At 67.8% G+C, this 17,808-nt stretch carries 18 protein-coding genes; 14 read left to right on the top strand and 4 right to left on the bottom strand.

The window, feature by feature from the left end:
* The 13 genes from AC6LJW_RS28070 to ccmI all read left to right on the top strand — a co-directional run.
* Positions 1-309, top strand: a 309-nt coding sequence (locus AC6LJW_RS28070; RefSeq protein ID WP_498088848.1) for a chaperone NapD, incomplete at its 5' end; no start/stop codon positions are given.
* Positions 293-2,788: a periplasmic nitrate reductase subunit alpha gene (gene napA / locus AC6LJW_RS28065; RefSeq protein ID WP_056569897.1), complete on the top strand. Its 2,496-nt coding sequence runs from the start codon at positions 293-295 to the stop codon at positions 2,786-2,788. The genes AC6LJW_RS28070 and napA, both read left to right, overlap by 17 nt.
* A 19-nt stretch (positions 2,789-2,807) precedes the next feature.
* A complete protein-coding gene (locus AC6LJW_RS28060) occupies positions 2,808-3,284 on the top strand; it encodes a nitrate reductase cytochrome c-type subunit (protein ID WP_056569896.1) in 477 nt (158 codons plus the stop codon).
* 16 nt (positions 3,285-3,300) lie between these two features.
* Positions 3,301-3,939: a cytochrome c3 family protein gene (locus AC6LJW_RS28055; protein ID WP_056569895.1), complete on the top strand. Its 639-nt coding sequence runs from the start codon at positions 3,301-3,303 to the stop codon at positions 3,937-3,939.
* Positions 3,926-4,600, top strand: a complete 675-nt coding sequence (gene ccmA, locus AC6LJW_RS28050; protein WP_056569893.1) for a heme ABC exporter ATP-binding protein CcmA — start codon at positions 3,926-3,928, stop codon at positions 4,598-4,600. Before AC6LJW_RS28055 ends, ccmA begins: the two co-directional genes overlap by 14 nt.
* Positions 4,566-5,231, top strand: coding sequence for a heme exporter protein CcmB (ccmB, locus tag AC6LJW_RS28045; RefSeq protein WP_105238346.1), 666 nt, complete (start codon positions 4,566-4,568; stop codon positions 5,229-5,231). The genes ccmA and ccmB overlap by 35 nt, the downstream gene beginning before the upstream one ends.
* A gap of 8 nt (positions 5,232-5,239) precedes the next feature.
* A complete protein-coding gene (gene ccmC, locus AC6LJW_RS28040) occupies positions 5,240-6,076 on the top strand; it encodes a heme ABC transporter permease CcmC (RefSeq protein WP_498088847.1) in 837 nt (278 codons plus the stop codon).
* Positions 6,073-6,252, top strand: a complete 180-nt coding sequence (ccmD, locus tag AC6LJW_RS28035) for a heme exporter protein CcmD (RefSeq protein WP_056569891.1) — start codon at positions 6,073-6,075, stop codon at positions 6,250-6,252. Before ccmC ends, ccmD begins: the two co-directional genes overlap by 4 nt.
* Positions 6,252-6,710, top strand: a complete 459-nt coding sequence (gene ccmE, locus AC6LJW_RS28030; RefSeq protein WP_498088846.1) for a cytochrome c maturation protein CcmE — start codon at positions 6,252-6,254, stop codon at positions 6,708-6,710. The genes ccmD and ccmE overlap by 1 nt, the downstream gene beginning before the upstream one ends.
* A complete protein-coding gene (locus tag AC6LJW_RS28025) occupies positions 6,707-8,719 on the top strand; it encodes a heme lyase CcmF/NrfE family subunit (protein WP_498088845.1) in 2,013 nt (670 codons plus the stop codon). Before ccmE ends, AC6LJW_RS28025 begins: the two co-directional genes overlap by 4 nt.
* Positions 8,719-9,240 carry a DsbE family thiol:disulfide interchange protein gene (locus AC6LJW_RS28020; RefSeq protein WP_056569886.1) on the top strand — a complete coding sequence of 174 codons (522 nt, stop codon included), beginning with the start codon at positions 8,719-8,721 and terminating at the stop codon, positions 9,238-9,240. Before AC6LJW_RS28025 ends, AC6LJW_RS28020 begins: the two co-directional genes overlap by 1 nt.
* Complete coding sequence (locus AC6LJW_RS28015; protein WP_498088844.1) at positions 9,237-9,716, top strand: cytochrome c-type biogenesis protein; 480 nt, start codon at positions 9,237-9,239, stop codon at positions 9,714-9,716. The genes AC6LJW_RS28020 and AC6LJW_RS28015 overlap by 4 nt, the downstream gene beginning before the upstream one ends.
* Entirely contained in the window at positions 9,713-10,948 is a 1,236-nt protein-coding gene (gene ccmI, locus AC6LJW_RS28010; protein ID WP_498088843.1) for a c-type cytochrome biogenesis protein CcmI, read from the top strand. Before AC6LJW_RS28015 ends, ccmI begins: the two co-directional genes overlap by 4 nt.
* A gap of 16 nt (positions 10,949-10,964) precedes the next feature.
* Here ccmI and AC6LJW_RS28005 read toward each other — a convergent pair whose 3' ends face one another.
* The 4 genes from AC6LJW_RS28005 to AC6LJW_RS27990 form a co-directional block, all read right to left on the bottom strand.
* Positions 10,965-14,183: a tetrathionate reductase subunit A gene (locus AC6LJW_RS28005; RefSeq protein WP_498088842.1), complete on the bottom strand. Its 3,219-nt coding sequence runs from the start codon at positions 14,181-14,183 to the stop codon at positions 10,965-10,967.
* 37 nt (positions 14,184-14,220) lie between these two features.
* On the bottom strand, positions 14,221-15,255 hold the full coding sequence (gene nrfD / locus AC6LJW_RS28000) for an NrfD/PsrC family molybdoenzyme membrane anchor subunit (RefSeq protein ID WP_498088841.1): 1,035 nt from the start codon (positions 15,253-15,255) through the stop codon (positions 14,221-14,223).
* A gap of 21 nt (positions 15,256-15,276) precedes the next feature.
* Entirely contained in the window at positions 15,277-16,050 is a 774-nt protein-coding gene (dsrO, locus tag AC6LJW_RS27995) for a sulfate reduction electron transfer complex DsrMKJOP subunit DsrO (protein ID WP_498088840.1), read from the bottom strand.
* A 118-nt stretch (positions 16,051-16,168) separates the two neighbouring features.
* Positions 16,169-16,705, bottom strand: a complete 537-nt coding sequence (locus AC6LJW_RS27990; RefSeq protein ID WP_498088839.1) for a DNA-deoxyinosine glycosylase — start codon at positions 16,703-16,705, stop codon at positions 16,169-16,171.
* A 183-nt stretch (positions 16,706-16,888) separates the two neighbouring features.
* Between AC6LJW_RS27990 and AC6LJW_RS27985 the strand changes: the two genes are divergently transcribed.
* Entirely contained in the window at positions 16,889-17,752 is an 864-nt protein-coding gene (locus AC6LJW_RS27985; protein WP_056569881.1) for a pirin family protein, read from the top strand.
* Positions 17,753-17,808 lie beyond the last annotated feature (56 nt).

Genomic DNA, 17,808 nt, shown 5'->3' with positions numbered 1-17,808 from the left:
GCCCCCGCCCCCGCGCCCTGTAGCGCGGCGCCCGAGCTGCACATCGCCAGCATGGTGGTGCATGCCGCCCCGCGCCGGCTGGCTGACGTGCGCGGCGCGATCCTCGCGATCGCAGGCGCGGAAATCCACGGCGCTTCCGAGACCGGCAAGCTGGTCGTCACCCTGGAAGCTCCCTGTACCGAAGACATGCTTGCGCAGATCGCCGAGATCCAGCGGCTGGATGGCGTGCTGGCGTCGGCGCTGGTGTATCAGCATTCCGACACGCTTGCCGCGATGAATGAGGAGATTGACGATGTCCATGGCTCGTAGAGAGTTCATCAAGCAATCTGCCGCCGCCGCTGCCGCCACGGTAGCCGGCATCCCCATCGTGGGCTACACACAGAACATCGTGACCGAATCGGAAGCGGCCAAGCTGAAGTGGTCGAAGGCGCCCTGTAGGTTCTGCGGGACCGGCTGCGGCGTGAACGTCGCGGTGAAGGACAACCAGGTCGTGGCAACGCACGGCGACTTCAACGCCGAGGTCAACCGAGGCCTGAACTGCGTGAAGGGCTATTTCCTGTCCAAGATCATGTACGGCAACGACCGGCTGACGACGCCGCTGCTGCGCATGAAGGACGGCAAGTACGCCAAGGACGGCGAGCTGGCGCCGGTGTCCTGGGACCAGGCGTTCGACGTCATGGCCGAACAGTTCAAGCGCGTGCTCAAGGACAAGGGCCCTGAGGCGGTCGGCATGTTCGGCTCGGGCCAGTGGACCATCTGGGAAGGTTACGCCGCGCTCAAGCTGATGAAGGCGGGGTTTCGCACCAACAACCTCGATCCGAACGCGCGGCACTGCATGGCGTCGGCGGCGGTGGGTTTCATCCGCACCTTTGGCGCCGACGAGCCCATGGGCTGCTATGACGACATTGAGAACGCCGACGCCTTCGTGCTGTGGGGCGCGAACATGGCCGAAATGCACCCGATCCTGTGGACGCGCGTGACCGACAGGCGGTTGAGCAAGCCCAATACCAAAGTGGTGGTGCTGTCCACCTTCGAGAACCGGTCGTATGAATTGGCAGACATCTCGCTGACGTTCACGCCGCAGACCGACCTGGCGATCCTGAACTACATCGCCAACCACATCATCAAGACCAAGCGCGTCAATCGCGAGTTCGTCGACGAGCACACCCGGTTTCTGGAAGGCAATACCGACATCGGCTACGGCCTGCGTCCTGAGCACCCGCTGCAGAAGGCCGCCAAGAACGCCAACAACGCTGGCGGCTCGCGCCCGATCACTTACGACGAATACGCGAAGTTCGTCTCCAAGTACGACCTGGAATACACCGCCAAACTGACCGGCGTGCCAAAGCGGAATCTGGAAGCGCTGGCCGAGCTGTACGCCGATCCGAAGATCCGCGTCATGTCGTTCTGGACCATGGGTTTCAACCAGCACACACGCGGCGTGTGGGCGAACAATCTGGTCTACAACATCCATCTGCTGACGGGCAAGATCTCCACGCCGGGCAACAGCCCGTTCTCCCTGACGGGCCAGCCGTCCGCCTGCGGCACGGCGCGCGAGGTGGGCACGTTCTCGCATCGCCTGCCCGCGGATCTGGTCGTGACCAACCCTAAGCACCGGGCGCGCGCCGAAGAGGTCTGGGGGCTGCCCGACGGGACCATCCCCGAAAAAGTCGGCGCGCACGCCGTCCTGCAGAATCGCATGCTGAAGGACGGCACCATCAACGCCTACTGGGTGATGGTCAACAACAACATGCAGGCCGCGGCCAACATGTTGAACGAGGGCTATCCCGGCTACCGCAATCCGGCGAATTTCATCGTGGTGTCCGACGCCTACCCGACGGTGACCACGATATCGGCCGATCTGGTGCTGCCCACCGCCATGTGGGTGGAAAAGGAAGGCGCCTACGGCAACGCCGAGCGCCGCACGCAGTTCTGGCACCAGTTGGTCAACGCGCCCAGCGGCGCGCGGTCGGACCTGTGGCAACTGATGGAGTTCTCCAAGCGCTTCACGACCGACGAGGTCTGGCCCGCGGACCTGCTGGCCAAAAAGCCCGAGCTGCGGGGCAAGACCCTCTTTCAGGTGCTGTACGAAAACGGCAAGGTCAACAAGTTTCCGAACACGGAGCTGGACCCGGAGTACGCCAACGACGAGGCCAAGGCGTTCGGCTTCTACGTGCAGAAGGGGCTCTTCGAGGAATATGCGGAGTTCGGCCGCGGCCATGGCCACGATCTGGCGCCCTTTGACACCTATCACCAGGTGCGCGGGCTGCGCTGGCCCGTGGTGGACGGGGTCGAGACGCGCTGGCGCTATCGCGAAAAGGCGGATCCCTATGTGAAGGTGGGTTCCGGCTTCAATTTCTATGGCAACCCGGACGGCAAGGCCAACATCTATGCCCTGCCCTACGAGCCGCCGCCGGAGGTGCCGGACGAGGAATACCCCTTCTGGCTGTCCACTGGCCGCGTGCTGGAGCATTGGCATTCGGGTTCGATGACGCGGCGCGTACCGGAGCTGTACCGCGCCTTTCCCGACGCGGTCTGTTTCATGCACCCGGACGATGCGCAGGCCATGGGGCTGCGGCGCGGCGTACTGGTGGAGATTGCGTCGCGGCGCGGCAAGATGCAGACCCGGCTGGAAACGCGCGGACGCAACAAGCCGCCGCGCGGCCTGGTGTTCGTGCCCTGGTTCGACGCCGGCCAACTGATCAACAAGGTCACGCTCGACGCCACCGATCCGATCTCGTTCCAGACCGACTTCAAGAAGTGCGCGGTCAAGATCACCAAGGCTTGACGGCCCGACGGAGACGCTCATGAACATTCGCGCCACTTCGATCGCCCTGGTCTTTCTGATCGGCGCCAACGCCTGGGCGGCGCCGACCGATCCGATGATCGATCCCATGCGGGGGCCGACGCCCCTGACCGAGTCGGCCACGCCGCCCCTGATGCCGCCGGTGGAAAACCGCGACGTGCGGCGCATGCGCACCTATTCGATGCAGCCGCCCACCATTCCGCACAAGATCGACGGTTACCAGATCGACAAGAACTTCAACCGCTGTCTGGCCTGTCACGCGCGGGTCAACACCGAGCAGACGCAGGCGGTCCCGCTGAGCGTGACGCACTACATGGACCGCGACAGCAACGTGCTGGCCGAAGTGTCGCCGCGCCGCTACTTCTGTCTGCAGTGCCACGTACCGCAAACGGAGGCCAAGCCGCTGGTCCCGAACAATTTCCAGGACATCGACGTGATCCTCAAGCGCCTCTCCGCTCCGGCGCCCGACAAGAAGTAAGGGACAGGAGCCCGTCATGGTCAAGCTCATCAAGCGTTACTGGAACATCATCCGGCGGCCCAGTGTGCACTTCAGCCTGGGCTTTCTGACCGTGGGCGGGTTCATCGGCGGCATCCTGTTCTGGGGCGCGTTCAACACCGCCATGGAACTGACGAACACCGAGAAGTTCTGCACCGGCTGCCATGAAATGCGCGACAACGTGTACTCGGAGCTGAAGGGCACGATCCACTTCACCAATCGTTCTGGCGTGCGTGCGCTATGCTCCGACTGCCACGTGCCCCATAACTGGACCGACAAGATCGCCCGCAAAATGCAGGCGTCCAAGGAAGTCTGGGGCAAGATCTTCGGCACGATCGACACGCGCGAGAAGTTCGTCGACAAGCGGCTGGAACTGGCGCAGCACGAATGGGCGCGCTTCAAGGCGAACGACTCGCTGGAATGCCGCAACTGCCACAACTACGAGTACATGGACTTCACCCGCCAGAGCGTGCGGGCGCAGAACATGCACTCGACCTACCTGGCCGACCGGTCCAAGACCTGCATCGACTGCCACAAGGGCATCGCCCACACGCTGCCGCACATTCCGCCGGGCCAGACCTCCGAAGCGACGCCGCCGGCCAGGGCGTCCAACGAGGTGGCCAATGCGGCCCGCTGACGCGCCGCTGCCGGTGCTGAGCGCGCGCGGGCTGGTCAGCCGGCGCGGCGGCACCGGCGCGCTGGATTTTGAACTGCACGCCGGGCAGTTGTTGAACGTGCAAGGAGCCAACGGCAGCGGCAAGACCAGCCTCTTGCGCATGCTGGCCGGCCTGCTGCGGCCCTTGGACGGCGGCATCTTCGACCCGGACGGCGACATCCGCCGCGATCCCGCGGCGCACTTTGCGCGCACGGCGTATCTGGGACACGGGAACGGCCTGTCGGGCGACCTGACCGCGCTGGAAAACCTGCGGTGCAACCTGCACGTGGCCGGCACGCCGCGGCACGACGACGCGATCGCCGCCTGCCTTGACGACTGGCGCCTGGGCGCCTGCCTGCACACGCCCGCCGCGCGCCTGTCGCAGGGCCAGGGCCGCAGGCTGGCGCTGGCCGCCGTGGTGCTGGGCGCCAAGCCGCTGTGGCTGCTGGACGAGCCCGACGCCGGCCTGGACGCGGCCAGTCTGGAACAACTGGCGCAGGCGCTTGGCGCACATCTGGCCGCGGGCGGCGCAGCCGTCGTCGCCTCGCACCGCGCGCCCGGCACCCCTGCCCATCACACCCAAACCCTGAACATGGATGACTACGCGGATGCTGGCAACGCTGTCTCAGTTGGCATTGCGTGAAGTCCGGCTGGCCTGGCGTCGACCGGCGGACACGCTGGGCGCGACGCTGTTCTTCATCGTCACGGGTTCGCTGTTTCCGCTGGCGGTGGGACCGGATCCCGTGCTGCTGCTGGCGATCGGCCCGGGCGTCTTGTGGGTTTGCGCGCTGCTCGGCATTCTGCTGAGCCTGCATCGCCCCTTTGCGCAGGACTACGACAACGGCGCGCTGGAACAGCTGCTGGTGTCGCCGCATCCGCTGCCGCTGCTGGTGGGCGTGAAGCTGGGCGCGCACTGGTTCAGCACCTGCGTGCCGCTGATTCTTGCCAGCCCCGTGCTGGCGCTGCAGTTTGGCCTGTCGCCGCATGCCATCGGCATTCTGGTGCTGTCCCTGCTGCTGGGCACGCCGACGCTCGCGCTGGTGGGCGGCCTGGGCGCGGCGCTGACGCTGGGCCTGCGCGGCGGCGCGCTGCTGCCGCTGGTGGTGCTCCCGCTGTACGTGCCGGTGCTGATCTTCGGCGCGGGCGCCGTGTCGGCCACGCACGCCGGCCTGGGCGCGGGGCCGCAGCTTTCGCTGCTGGGCGCCGGCCTGTGCCTGGCGATTCTGCTTTGCCCCTGGAGCGCATCGGCGGCGCTGCGCGTGGCGCTGGACTGAGGTTACCGATGCACAATCCCTCCACCTTCGACTCCCCCCACGCCGCGCCCGCGCGATCGAAGTGGCTGCGCTTCGCGTCGCCCGCGCTGTTCTATCCGCTGGCCGGGCGGATGATTCCCTTTCTGGGCGCGGGCGCCGCCCTCTTTGCGGCGGCCGGGCTTTACACGGGGCTGGTGGTCGCGCCTGTCGACAGCCAGCAGGGCGAGGTCTATCGCATCCTGTTCATCCACGTGGCCGCGGCCTGGATGTCGATGTTCCTGTACCTGGTGATGGCGGGCTATGCAGCGCTGGGCCTCATCTTCAATACGCGCCTGTCGTTCATGATGATGCGCGCGCTGGCGCCCACTGGCGCGATCTTCACCTTCCTGACGCTGTGGACGGGCGCGCTGTGGGGCAAGCCCACGTGGGGCACGTGGTGGGTGTGGGACGCGCGGCTCACGTCCGAGCTGATTCTGCTGTTCCTGTACTTGGGCTTCATGGCGCTGCAGGCCGCTACCGACGACACGCAGCGCGCGGACCGGGGCGGCGCGATCCTGCTGCTGGCGGGCGTGGTCAATGTGCCGATCATCTATTTCTCGGTGCAGTGGTGGAGCACGCTGCATCAGGGCGCGTCGATCAATCTGACAACGGCCCCGAGCATGGCGCGCATCATGGTGACCGCGATGCTGCTGATGGTGGCGGCGTTCTGGCTGTACAGCGCGGCGGTCGCGCTGGCGCGCGTGCGCGGGATCATTGCAGAGCGCGAGCCGGGCGCCGTTCAGAAGATCGGCGGACAGATAGGCGGCGGGCAGCCGGGCGCGCCGGCGGGCGGCTCGCGGCGCGGCGCCCGGACGGAGGCGCCATGAGCTGGGACGTCCTCTTTTCGCTGCAAGGCCATGGGCCGTACATCCTGGGCGCCTACGGCGTCACGTTTCTGCTGATGGCGTGGGAAGTGCTGGCGCTGTGGCGGCGCGCGCGCCGAAGCGGCCGGCGGCAGGAAAATGTGAGCAGCCCCGCCCGTGACGCAGGAAGGACGCGCTGATGAGCCCGCGCAAGCGCCGCGCGTTCGCCATCGTGGGCGGCCTCGTGCTACTGGGCCTGGCTACCGCGCTGGTGCTCAACGCCCTGCAATCGAATCTGGTGTTCTTCTTCAGCCCGACGCAGGTCATCGCACGCGAGGCGCCCGCCAGCGGCAGCTTTCGCGTCGGAGGCCTGGTCGAACAAGGCTCGCTGCGGCGCGAGACCGACGGCCTGACGCTGCGCTTTGCCGTGACAGACACCGCCCACGCCGTGCCCGTCACCTATCAGGGCTTGCTGCCGGACCTGTTCCGCGAGGGCAAGGGCGTGGTGGTGGCGGGCAAGATGGGCGCGGACGGCGTGTTCCGAGCCACCGAAGTGCTGGCCAAGCACGACGAAAACTACATGCCGCCCGAAGCGGCCGATGCCATCAAGAAGGCGGAGCAACGGGCTGCCTCCACCCTGCAGACGGAGGCGCGATGATCCCCGAAATCGGCCTCTTCGCGCTGATCCTCGCGCTGCTGATGGCGCTGGCGCAGGGCGTCCTGCCGCTCCTCGGCGCAGCCACCGGCTGGCAGGCGGGACTGCGCGTGGCGCGGCCTGCGGCCATCGGGCAGTTCGGCCTGACGACGCTCGCCTTCGCCTGCCTGGCGTGGGCCTTCGTGCATAACGACTTTTCGGTCCTGTACGTGGCCGCGAATTCCCACGCGGACCTGCCGGCTGGCTACCGCTTCGCGGCGGTCTGGGGCGGGCATGAAGGGTCGCTGCTGCTGTGGCAGCTCCTGCTGACCGCATGGACGCTGGCCGTGGCGCTGTGCAGCAAGCGGCTGCCCTTGGCTTTCGTGGGCCGCGTGCTGGCAGTGATGGGCTGGATCAGCGTCGGCCTGCTGCTGTTCATGCTGTTCCTGTCCAACCCGTTCGAGCGCCTGATTCCGGCCGCGATGGCCGGCCGCGACCTGAACCCGCTGTTGCAGGATCCCGGCATGATCGTGCATCCGCCCATGCTGTACATGGGCTACGTCGGCTTTTCGGTGGCGTTCGCGTTTGCCATCGCAGCGCTCCTGTCGGGCGAACTGGACGCGATGTGGGCGCGCTGGGTGCGGCCATGGACGCTGGCCGCATGGACGTTCCTGACCATCGGCATCCTGCTGGGCAGCGCTTGGGCGTACTACGTGCTGGGCTGGGGTGGCTGGTGGTTCTGGGACCCTGTCGAGAACGCGTCCTTCATGCCCTGGCTGGCGGGCACCGCGCTTATCCATTCGCTGATCGTCACCGAGCGGCGCGGCGCGTTCCGAAGCTGGACGGTGCTGCTGGCCATCTGCACGTTTTCGCTGAGCATCCTGGGCACGTTCCTCGTGCGCTCGGGCGTGCTGACCTCGGTCCATGCCTTCGCGGTGGATCCCGGGCGCGGGCTGTACATCCTTGCGTTCATGACGGTGATCGTGGGCGGTTCGCTCGCCCTGTACGCCTGGCGCGCGCCAACGGTCGGGCTGGGCGGCGGCTTTTCACTGCTGTCGCGTGAATCGCTGCTGCTGTCCAACAACGTCGTGCTCACGGTCGCCGCAGGTTCCGTGCTGCTGGGCACGTTGTATCCCGTCGTGCTGGATGTGCTGGAGTGGGGCAAGATCTCCATCGGCCCGCCCTACTTCGAAGCCGTGTTCGTGCCGCTCATGACGCCCGCGATCTTCCTGATGGGCGTGGGCCCGATCGCCCGCTGGAAACAGGCAGAGCTCCCCGACCTGGGCAAGCGCCTGCGCGTGGCCTTTGCGGTGAGCGTGCTGACGGCAGTGCTCGTGCCGCTGGCGATGCCCGGCGCTTCGCGCTTTGGATCGCCGATGATCGTGCTGGGCCTGTGGCTGGCCGCGTGGTCGGTCGCCAGCGCCGCGGCGCACGCGTGGCAACGCCTGACGGACGGCGACGGCGACGTGCTGCGGCGGCTGACCCGCCAGCCGCGCTCGTGGTACGGCATGCTGCTGGCGCATGCGGGCATCGGCGTCTTCATCGCCGGCGTCACGCTGGCCAACGGCTATGAGGTCAAACGCGAGTTGCGGGTTGACGTGGGCACCACGCAGGAGGCCGGCGGCTACCAGTTCACGTTTGCCGGCATCGGCCCGGCCACCGGTCCCAACTACACCGCGCAGCGTGCTGTGTTCCATGTCGTGCGCGATGGCAAGCCCGTGGTGACGCTGTATCCCGAAAAGCGCCACTACACCGTGCAGGACATGGCGCTCAGCCAGGCCGACATCGACAGCGGCTTTACGCGCGACTTTTTCGTGGCGCTGGGCGAGCCCGTGGCCGACAACGCCTGGACCGTGCGCATCCAGGTCAAGCCCTTCATGACCTGGATCTGGACCGGCTGCATCCTGATGGCGCTGGGCGGTCTGCTGGCCGCGGGCGACGGACGCTACCGGCGCGCGCGCGAGGCGCAGGCGCGCAAGGACGCGCAAGCCGCCCAGCCCGAAACCGCCGGCGCGGCGCGAGAGGGCTACTGATGCTGCGCTATCTGCTGCCGCTTGCCGTGTTCCTGGCCATGGCCGTGTTTCTTGCGAAGGGGCTGTCGCGCGATCCGCGCGCGGTGCCGTCGGCAATGATTGATAAGCCCGCGCCCGCCATCGGCCTGCCGGATCTGCTGGAACCCGGCAAGACACTGGACGTGGAATCGCAGCGGGGCAAGGTGTGGCTGCTGAACGTGTGGGCCTCGTGGTGCGGACCGTGCAAGGACGAATTGCCCGTGCTGCGCGAGGTCGCGCAGCGCCATGGCATTGCGCTGTTTGGCCTGAACTACAAGGACAAGCCCGACGAGGCGCGGCAGTGGCTGGCGCGCAATGGCAATCCCTACGTCGCGTCCGCCAGCGATGTCGACGGGCGCGTGGGCATCGAGTACGGCGTCTACGGCGTGCCCGAGACGTTCGTGATCGACGGCGACGGCCGCATCCGGTACAAGCATCTGGGCCTCATCACGCCGGAGCTGTGGCGCACGCGGCTGCAACCCGTCATCGAGGCGCTGCAATGACCGCAATGCGCGCCCTGCCCCTGCGGCTTCTGCTCTGCCTGCTGCTGGCGATGCAGTTTTCCCCGGCAATCCTGCACGCCGCACCCACGCCGGGGCCCGTGCTGTCCACCGACCAGGAACAGCGCGCCGACAAGCTCGCACACGGCCTGCGTTGCCTCGTCTGCCAGAACCAGACCCTGGCCGAGTCCAACGCGCCCCTCGCCCTGGACATGCGCAAGCTCATCCGCGGTCAACTTGCCGAAGGCAAGACTGACGCCGAGATCATGCGCTTCTTCGAAGACCGCTACGGCGACTTCGTGCGGTACGACCCGCCCTTCAAGCCGATCACCTGGCTGCTGTGGGTGGGTCCGTTCGCGCTGCTGGCGGTGGGCTTCCTGGTGCTGGTGCGAACGCTCAAGCGCCGCACCGGCGCGCGCGCACCGCTGACCGCGGACGAACGCGCCCGCGCCGCCCGCTTCCTGGATTCCGGCTCATGACCACGCTCTGGCTCATCGTCCTGGCCCTGCTCCTGGCCACGTTGTTGTGTCTCGTGCCGCCGCTGCTGCGCCGCACGCCGGCCGCGGAAACCGCCTCGGATGCCAGCGTGCGCGCCTTCTACCTGGCGCAACGCGAGCAGCTCCGGCGCGATCTGGACCATGGCGCCCTCAGCCCGCAAGCGTACGCCCGCGCCGACGAAGAGCTGCAACGCGATCTGCTGCAGGACCTGGCGATGCGCCGCGATCCCCGCGCGCGGTTGGGCGGCCAGCGCGCCAGCATTGCCGCGGCGTGCGTGCTGACGGTGGCCGTCCCGGTGGCCGCCGTGCTGTTGTATGGGCAGTTGGGCAATCCGCGCGCGGCGGCCACGATCGCCATGTCGCAAACGCCCGAACCGCACGCACAGGAGGCGGACAACGACATGGCGCTGGCAATCAACGCGCTGGCTCAGCGGCTGCGCGCCTCGCCCGATGACGCCGACGGCTGGTACATGCTGGCCCGCTCCTACGAAACGCTGGGCCGCTACAACGATGCCATTGCCGCGTATCAAGAGGTGTTGCGGCTGGTGCCCGGCCAGCCCGTGGTGCTGGCGGATCTGGCCGACGCGCTGCTGTCGGCGCGGCAGGGACAGCCCGACGGAGACTCCGTCGCGGCCGTTGCGCAGGCGTTGCAGGCCGAGCCGGATCAGCCCAAGGCGCTGGCGCTGGCCGGCATGATGGCCATGCGCCGCGGCGACGCCGCCGAGGCGCTGACGCACTGGGAACGGTTGCAGAGGCTGCTGCCGGCAGACTCGGACGCGGCGCGGCAGATCCAGACGAATATCGCGCAGGCGCGCGCCATGGCGACGGCCGCCTCAACGTCCGCGCCTTCAGCCGTCACACCGTCCTCGCCCGCCCGTATCGCCGGTCAGGCCCGCATTGCTGAAGCCCTGCGCGGCCAGGTCGCGCCGAACGACACCGTCTTCATTCTGGCGCGCCCCATGGAGGGATCCCGCATGCCCGTCGCCATCCTGAAGATGCAGGTCGCGGACCTGCCGCGTGCCTTCGCATTGGACGACAGCACGTCCATGTCGCCGGACGCCACGCTGTCCAAGGCAGGCAAGGTGCGCGTGGAGATCCGCATCAGCCGCTCGGGCAACGCTGCCGCGCAGGCGGGAGACCTGAGCGGCGTGCTGACGGACGTGGGTCCTCGCGCCGACGGGCTGGAACTGGTGGCTGACACCGTCGTGCGCTGACCCGCTTTCCCTCGGATCAAACCCGCTCGATCCGCGCCGGCAAGCCCTGCCGCACCGCCGCGCCCGACACCCAATCGATCCAGACGTTGGCGTGCTGGCCGCGCGTCGCGTCCCCAAAGCCCAGATCGTTCAGGTTGACCCCCGCGGCCAGGGCCGGATCGTGCGGCATCGGCGTGCCGTCCACGATGTGCGCGCGCGCCCCCAGCTCGGTATGCCCGTAACCATGCTCGATGCCCAGCGCGCCCGGCTGAACCCCGTCGCGCAGCAGCGCCAGCCCCGTCACGGACCCGCCCGGCGTGACGATGCGCACCGTGTCCCCGTTGCGGATGCCCAGCCGTTCGCCATCCTGCCGGCTGATCGACACCGGATTGTGCGGATGCACCTGACGCAGGCGGTTCACGCCAATAGACAGCGAGCTCATCAGGTTGGACTTGAACGAACTCAGCAAGAACGGCCAGTCCTGCCGCGGGTATTCGTCCCGCATGTCGCGCCCGTCGGCCAGCCGCGTCGGATACCAGGTGGGACAGCCGCTGTAGCGCTCGCCCGTCATCGCGTGGCGGAAGCCTGCAAGTTCCTCGCTCCAGACATGCAGCGGTTTGGCGTAGGCCACGCGCGTGCGGCGCGGCTGTTCGCCCGCTTGCGTCCACGCGTCTTCCATCCGGTCAAAGCGCCCGCCTCGGCTCATCAGCATGGCCACCTGCCGCCATTCGCCCGGTTTGAGCTTGCTCTGCAACAGGTCGCGGTAGCGGTCGACGCCCGTCAGCGCCATATCGTCGTCGCTGGCCGCCGGCACCGGACGTCCCGCCGCAAACGCGATGTTGGCCATGCCGCGCAAGAAGAAATCCTCGGGCGTGTCCAGCGCGTACTTGCCGCCGTCCTTGTCCGAGATGGCGCCCTCGCCGAATCCCGGCATGCCCAGGCGCTTGGCGCACGCGATCAGGAAGGTTTCCAGGCACACGGGCTCGCTAGTGGCCGTGCGCGCCACGCGCGGTTGCACCGCGGGCCAGCGCACCGTCGATGCCTTGGCCACCACGTCGGCCCATGGCGCCGACACGCCCCAGCTTTCGTACGTGACGGTGTCCGGCACGATGTAGTCGGCCAGCGCGTTGGTCTCGTTGATGAAGGGGTTGATCGACACCGCCAGCGGCAGGACGCGCGGGTCCTTCAGCGCTTCCAGCGCCACGTGGCGGAACCCGGCAATGCCGTAGACCGGATTGCTCATGTGGTTGAACCAGACCTTGGCGCGATACGGATAGCCCGCCAGCGCCGACGCCAGCATCTCGGAACTGAGGCCGCCCGTCGCCGGATACCACGGGGCGGCTGCCGGATAGGCAGGCTGGCCCGCGGCCTTCTTGCGCTTGAATTCGCTGGATTTCTCGTACGGAAAGCGGTTGCGCGACAGCGACACGCCCTTGGGCGACGCCTTGTTCGCAAAACCGGCGATGTTGTAGCGCGGCCCCGCGCCGTAGGGCGGGAACGGCCCGGCATCCAGCACCAGTCCGCCCTCCACGTTCAAGTTGCCCACCAGCGTGTTCAGCATGGCGATCGCGTAGGCGGTGTAAAAGCCCGCGCCGCTCATGGTGCCGCCGTGCGCATCGGCCACGGCGCGCTTGCCGTGACTGGTAAAGCGCTCGGCCAGCGACGCGATCTTGGCCGCGGGCACGCCGCAGAGCGCGGCGTACTCATCCAGCGTCTTGCGGCGCGACTCCTCTCGCAGCAAGGTCAGCGAAGTCCGCACCCGCAGCGCAGTCGGCGCATCGGCCATGCCGGGCGCGGCGATGGCGTCATCGGCAAACAGCTCGGCCGATGACGCCGTCGTGTGCGGCGCCAGCGTGCCGTCGGCCAGACGCACGACATACACGTCTTCCCATTTCTCGTCCGCATCGGCCGGGCGCGCCCAGCCCATGTCCGCCCCGCGCAGAAACGCGCCCAAACGCGGATGGCCCGGTTCGGCCACCACCAGATGCGTCGCGTTGGTCCACGCCGCCTCGCCCGCTGCCTTCATGGCGTTCGGACCCGGTTGCGCCAGCATGCGCGCGTCGAAGCGTTCGTTGTCCAGGATCCAGCGGATCAGCCCCATCGCCAGCGCAAGGTCGCTGGCCGGATTGACCGGCACCCATTCATTGCCCGATCCCGCCGACAGGCTGGACGAGGCCGGCAGCACAGGCGACACCACCACGTAGGTGAACGCGGATTCGCCGGGCCGCACCCGCGCCTCGGCCAACTGGCGGGCCTGGCGCTGGAAAGGGTTGCCAGCCTGCGCGGGCGCCGCGCCGATGAACAGGCCAAAGCGGGCGTTGTCCCAGTCCGGCTTGCCGTGCGGCATGCCCTTCAGGTCGCCCAGCGCCGCGCCCGCCCCCACCCGGAAGCTCTGGCCGCAGTACGAACCGTGATTGCTGAAGTTGACGGTGCCGAACGACTGGCCGGCAAAGCGCTGGATCAGCGGCGTGCGCCCTTCGTTGGACGCGTCGGTAAAGAGGAACTGGTTGACCTTCGCGCCGTATTCCGGATTGTCCGGGTCCAGCGGCGTCTCGCGGTCGTAGATCGCGCGCAGGCCGTCCACGTGGCCTTCGCCAAACAGGTCGCCGCCTTCGCAGACTTCCTCCACCAATTGCTCGAAGCTGATCGTCTGCCATTTGCCGTCACCGCGCTTGCCCACGCGCTTCATCGGCTGCAACACGCGATACGGACTGTCCATCTGCTCCAGCATGGCCGAGCCGCGCGCACACGACGTGGCGCGCCCTTCCAGCCCGCCGTCGCCGCCCAACTGCGCATAGACCTCGCGCACGGGCGTGTCCATGGCCGCGGGGCGCGTCGTGGCCAGCGGATGGTACGGGTTGCCGGCCACCCGCAGGATGCGGTTCTCCGCCGTGTCCACGCGCAGCCGCACGCCGCATTGCGTCCAGCAGCCCAGACAGCTCGACGGGCTGACGATCTGGCCCGGCTGCGCGCTCAGCGCGCCGGTCAGCGGGTCGATACGGAACTCCGGCGTCAGCGAGTTGCCGCGCACGGCGTGCGCCGTCGGCACGCCGGCGGTGCCCTGCGCCAGCCCCTTGACCGCCTTGACGACCGTGTCGCCATACCCCGCCGCAAAAGCCGCCATGCCGCCGGCCACCATGCCGCCGCGCATCATCAGCTTGCGCCGCGCCTCGTCGCGCGGCAGGTCCGGGCCATCGTCCGCGCCGCGGCGCTTGTCGTCGTCGGGGCGATTGTCGTGTTCGTGTTGCTTGTCCATTGCTTTCTTTTCCATGTGCTGTCGTGTCGGCGCGCGCTCAGGCGGCCACGGCGCGTGCGCGCGCGGGGAAGATGTCCAGGGCCCAGGCGACGGCGGTGATCAGCGCCACGCACAGTCCCAGCACGCCCACCATGCCCAGCAGCCCGTCGCTGCCCCACGGCATGTCGTACAGGTAGAGTCCCGCGCCGTACTTGGGCACGCCCTGCACGCTCATGAAGACCACCCAGCGGAAGATCCACGCCGCGCCCAGCATCGTCAGCGCCAATGCGGCCGACGGCAACGGCGCCGCCAGCGTGCGCGCGGGCCGCTGCAGCAGCGCGATGATGCAGAAGGCCGTGATCACAGCGCCCGCCAGACTCAGGCGCCAGATCGGAAAGTCCGCGAACAGCCGCAGCGCCGCATCAAAGGACGGATCCAGTCCCAGCAAGCCCAACAAGGCCCAGGCGCCCGCCCCCAGCGCGATCATCACCACGGCGGTCACGCTGAGCCGGCGCAGCATTTCAACCGGCAGCGCGCGCAGCCCGCCCGGCAGCCAGCGGCCCACCAGGAACATCGCGCCCAGTGCGCCCAGCCAGGCAGTCAGCGCAAAGTTGATTGGCAGAAACACGGTGTGCCACAACGGCCGCGAACGCAGCACCATCACCTCGGCCCCGGTGTAGACCAGGATGGACAGCGCTGACAGCGCCAGCGCCGCCGCCACCACCCGCAGCCACCCGATTCGCCCCCACCACCACGCCGCGCAGAACAGCAGCGCCAGCGTCACGAAAACCGGCAGCAGCACTGCCCCCAGCCACATCCAAGACCACGGCGTGAGGTGCGCATAGAAGTGCCAGAAGCGGCCGGGCTGATGCAGGTCGGCCAGCAGCGACACCGGCGCGGCGATGGCGCTGACCAGCAGCACTGTCACCGCCGCCGGCAACAGCCGGCGCGACGCGGAATCCGCACGCCCAAACGTCGCGAAGGCGGCGGTCAGCGCGGTCGTCGCGCTGATGCCGATCAGAAAGAAATACTGCACGGCCCAAGGCAGCCAGGCGGCGTCGTAGACCGGCGTAAGCAATTCAGAAATTTGCATGAGAGTCTCCCCTTCCTTGGCTCAGTGACCACCCGCCAGGCGCACGCCGGCCTGGCCGTCGACCTGGTGCACGAACGCATCGGGCAGGCCGATGTAAAAGACGTGGGGATCGGTCTTCATCTCGGGCTTGAGCACCTTGATGTCGGCCTTGTGTTCGGCAAGCAACTGCGAGATCGCGCTGTCCGGATCGTTCATGTCGCCGATCACGCGCGCGCCGCCCACGCAGCTTTCCACGCACGCCGGCAGCAGCCCGGCTTCCAGCCGATGCTCGCAGAACGTGCACTTGTCCGCGGTCTGGGTCTCGTGATTGATGAAGCGCGCGTCGTACGGACAGGCCTGCACGCAATAGCCGCAACCCACGCAGCGCGCGTTGTCGACCAGCACGATGCCGTCCTCGCGCTGGAACGTGGCCTGCACCGGACAGACCGGCACACAGGGGGGCTTATCGCAGTGGTTGCACAGGCGCGGCAGCATCACCATGGAACAGGGGCCACCGGTGTCGGGCATGACCTCGTACTGCAGTACGGTGGTGCGGAACTGCCCGATGGGCGGCACGTTCTCCAGCGAACAGCTCACCGTACAGGACTGGCAGCCGATGCATTTGCGCATGTCGACGACCATGCCGTAGCGCTTTCCGGCCATGCCGGGCCGGCGCGGCGGCTGGCCATTCAGGCCGGGCGCGGCCTCGGCGTGGATGGGAATGACCGAGGCGGCGGCGCCCAGGCCGAGCAGCCCTTTCAGAAAGCCGCGCTTGCCCGGAAGCGGCGTTTCAGGGGGACTGTTGGGGGTGTGCATCGTTAAACTCCGAAACGTTTAAGTGTTACGGAAATTAACTTATCACTTGTAGTTATATAGAGCCTTGATATCGGTCAATTGAGGGACGGAGCTGAGGTCACCATGGCCGTCTGCTGCGTCAGGCCGACGGCAATCTCAACGCCGGCTCCCACGCCGCCAGCTTTTGCTCAAAACTGGCCGCCGCGTGGGCGGGGCTGGTCGACGGCAGTTCGAACAAAGCCAGCTTCGGCGCGGCCAACGTCGGCAGCACATGCCGCCGGAACATTGCCGCCGCCTTTGCGCCGTTGAAACAGAGGCGCACGATCGACGGATGGCAAGCCAGGAATGCTCCAAAATCGTTCGGCACCAGCGTATCGCCGCGGATATCGGCATCCAGGCTCCCCGGCCGTTCGCACGCCTGCAGCACATCCCACAGCGCCACGCCGTTCGCCTGCAACGCGCGCAAGCGCGCGTCGTAGTCCAAGCCGGGATCGAACCCGAATATCCGCGCCGCCAGCGGCCAGAACGCATTGCGCGGATGCGCGTAATACTGCACCTGCCGCAACGACGCCACGCCGGGCATGGAACCCAGCACCAGCACCCGCGCGCCCTTTCCCACGACCGGGGCGAATCCCGTCACCGCGCCATCGCGCCGCGCCGCGTCTGCTTCGTTCATGATCTTGTCCATGCCGGGGAGGATACCGCCTGCCGCAGCCTCGCCCAACGGGCCCCGCGCTGATCGTTCGCCGCATGGAACAGTGCTTATCAGCCACGGGCACTACCGATATCGGCATTCCGCCCTTATCTTCTTGCCTATGACGAACGGCCCCGAAGGGGCCGCGCAACAGGAAACCACACCATGAAGAAGATCCTCGGCGTGCACGCCAGCCCCCGTCCCCATTGGGTGGGCGACGGGTTTCCGGTGCGCTCCATGTTTTCGTACAACGACAAGGGCCGCGACACCAGCCCGTTCCTGCTGCTGGACTACGCCGGCCCCGCCGAATTCGGCCCGGCCAGCCAGCCCCGCGGCGTCGGCCAGCACCCGCATCGCGGCTTTGAAACCGTGACCATCGTCTACAGCGGCGAAGTCGAACACCGCGACTCCACCGGCAACGGCGGCGTCATCGGCCCCGGCGACGTCCAGTGGATGACGGCGGCATCCGGCATCCTGCACGAGGAATTCCATTCCCATGCCTTCACCCGCACGGGCGGCAAGCTGGAAATGGTGCAGCTTTGGGTCAACCTGCCCGCCAAGGACAAGAAGGCGCCGGCCGGCTATCAGGGCATCCTCAACGCGGACATCCCGGTCGTGGCGCTGCCGGATGATGCGGGCACGCTGCGCGTGATCGCAGGCAGCTATGGCGGCCAGGCGGGCCCGGCGCGGACCTTCACGCCGATGGATGTGTGGGACGTGAAGCTGGCGGCCGGTAAGACGGCGACCTTCCCGATTCCGGCGGGCCGCAACAGCATGCTCGTCATGCTGCGCGGCACCGTCCTGGTCAACGGCGAATCCGTCGCGCGGGATGCGCAATTGGCGTTGTTCTCGCAAGAGGGAGAGGACATCACGGTCGAAGCCAACAACGACGCCGTGTTCTTGATCCTGAGCGGCGAGCCGATCGACGAGCCGGTCGTTGGCTACGGGCCCTTCGTGATGAACTCGCAAGCGGAAATCGTCGAAGCGATCCAGGACTTCAACTCTGGAAAGTACGGGCAGATGCACTGAGGCGAGCCCGCCGCCAGCCACCCCGCGCCCGCATGCCAGTTACCGGCATGCGGGCG

The organism is Achromobacter sp. 1012554356, from assembly GCF_059760815.1.
Note: the sequence above shows the minus strand (reverse complement) of the source record. Positions and strands in the feature narration are given on the sequence as shown.

Excerpts from the sequence above, each read along its gene's own strand:
- napA (WP_056569897.1), top strand. The coding sequence starts at position 293 with ATGTCCATGGCTCGTAGAGAGTTCATCAAGCAATCTGCCGCCGCCGCT.
- AC6LJW_RS28060 (WP_056569896.1), top strand. The coding sequence starts at position 2,808 with ATGAACATTCGCGCCACTTCGATCGCCCTGGTCTTTCTGATCGGCGCC.
- AC6LJW_RS28055 (WP_056569895.1), top strand. The coding sequence starts at position 3,301 with ATGGTCAAGCTCATCAAGCGTTACTGGAACATCATCCGGCGGCCCAGT.
- ccmA (WP_056569893.1), top strand. The coding sequence starts at position 3,926 with ATGCGGCCCGCTGACGCGCCGCTGCCGGTGCTGAGCGCGCGCGGGCTG.
- ccmB (WP_105238346.1), top strand. The coding sequence starts at position 4,566 with ATGCTGGCAACGCTGTCTCAGTTGGCATTGCGTGAAGTCCGGCTGGCC.
- ccmC (WP_498088847.1), top strand. The coding sequence starts at position 5,240 with ATGCACAATCCCTCCACCTTCGACTCCCCCCACGCCGCGCCCGCGCGA.
- ccmD (WP_056569891.1), top strand. The coding sequence starts at position 6,073 with ATGAGCTGGGACGTCCTCTTTTCGCTGCAAGGCCATGGGCCGTACATC.
- ccmE (WP_498088846.1), top strand. The coding sequence starts at position 6,252 with ATGAGCCCGCGCAAGCGCCGCGCGTTCGCCATCGTGGGCGGCCTCGTG.
- AC6LJW_RS28025 (WP_498088845.1), top strand. The coding sequence starts at position 6,707 with ATGATCCCCGAAATCGGCCTCTTCGCGCTGATCCTCGCGCTGCTGATG.
- AC6LJW_RS28020 (WP_056569886.1), top strand. The coding sequence starts at position 8,719 with ATGCTGCGCTATCTGCTGCCGCTTGCCGTGTTCCTGGCCATGGCCGTG.
- AC6LJW_RS28015 (WP_498088844.1), top strand. The coding sequence starts at position 9,237 with ATGACCGCAATGCGCGCCCTGCCCCTGCGGCTTCTGCTCTGCCTGCTG.
- ccmI (WP_498088843.1), top strand. The coding sequence starts at position 9,713 with ATGACCACGCTCTGGCTCATCGTCCTGGCCCTGCTCCTGGCCACGTTG.
- AC6LJW_RS28005 (WP_498088842.1), bottom strand. The coding sequence starts at position 14,183 with ATGGACAAGCAACACGAACACGACAATCGCCCCGACGACGACAAGCGC.
- nrfD (WP_498088841.1), bottom strand. The coding sequence starts at position 15,255 with ATGCAAATTTCTGAATTGCTTACGCCGGTCTACGACGCCGCCTGGCTG.
- dsrO (WP_498088840.1), bottom strand. The coding sequence starts at position 16,050 with ATGCACACCCCCAACAGTCCCCCTGAAACGCCGCTTCCGGGCAAGCGC.
- AC6LJW_RS27990 (WP_498088839.1), bottom strand. The coding sequence starts at position 16,705 with ATGAACGAAGCAGACGCGGCGCGGCGCGATGGCGCGGTGACGGGATTC.
- AC6LJW_RS27985 (WP_056569881.1), top strand. The coding sequence starts at position 16,889 with ATGAAGAAGATCCTCGGCGTGCACGCCAGCCCCCGTCCCCATTGGGTG.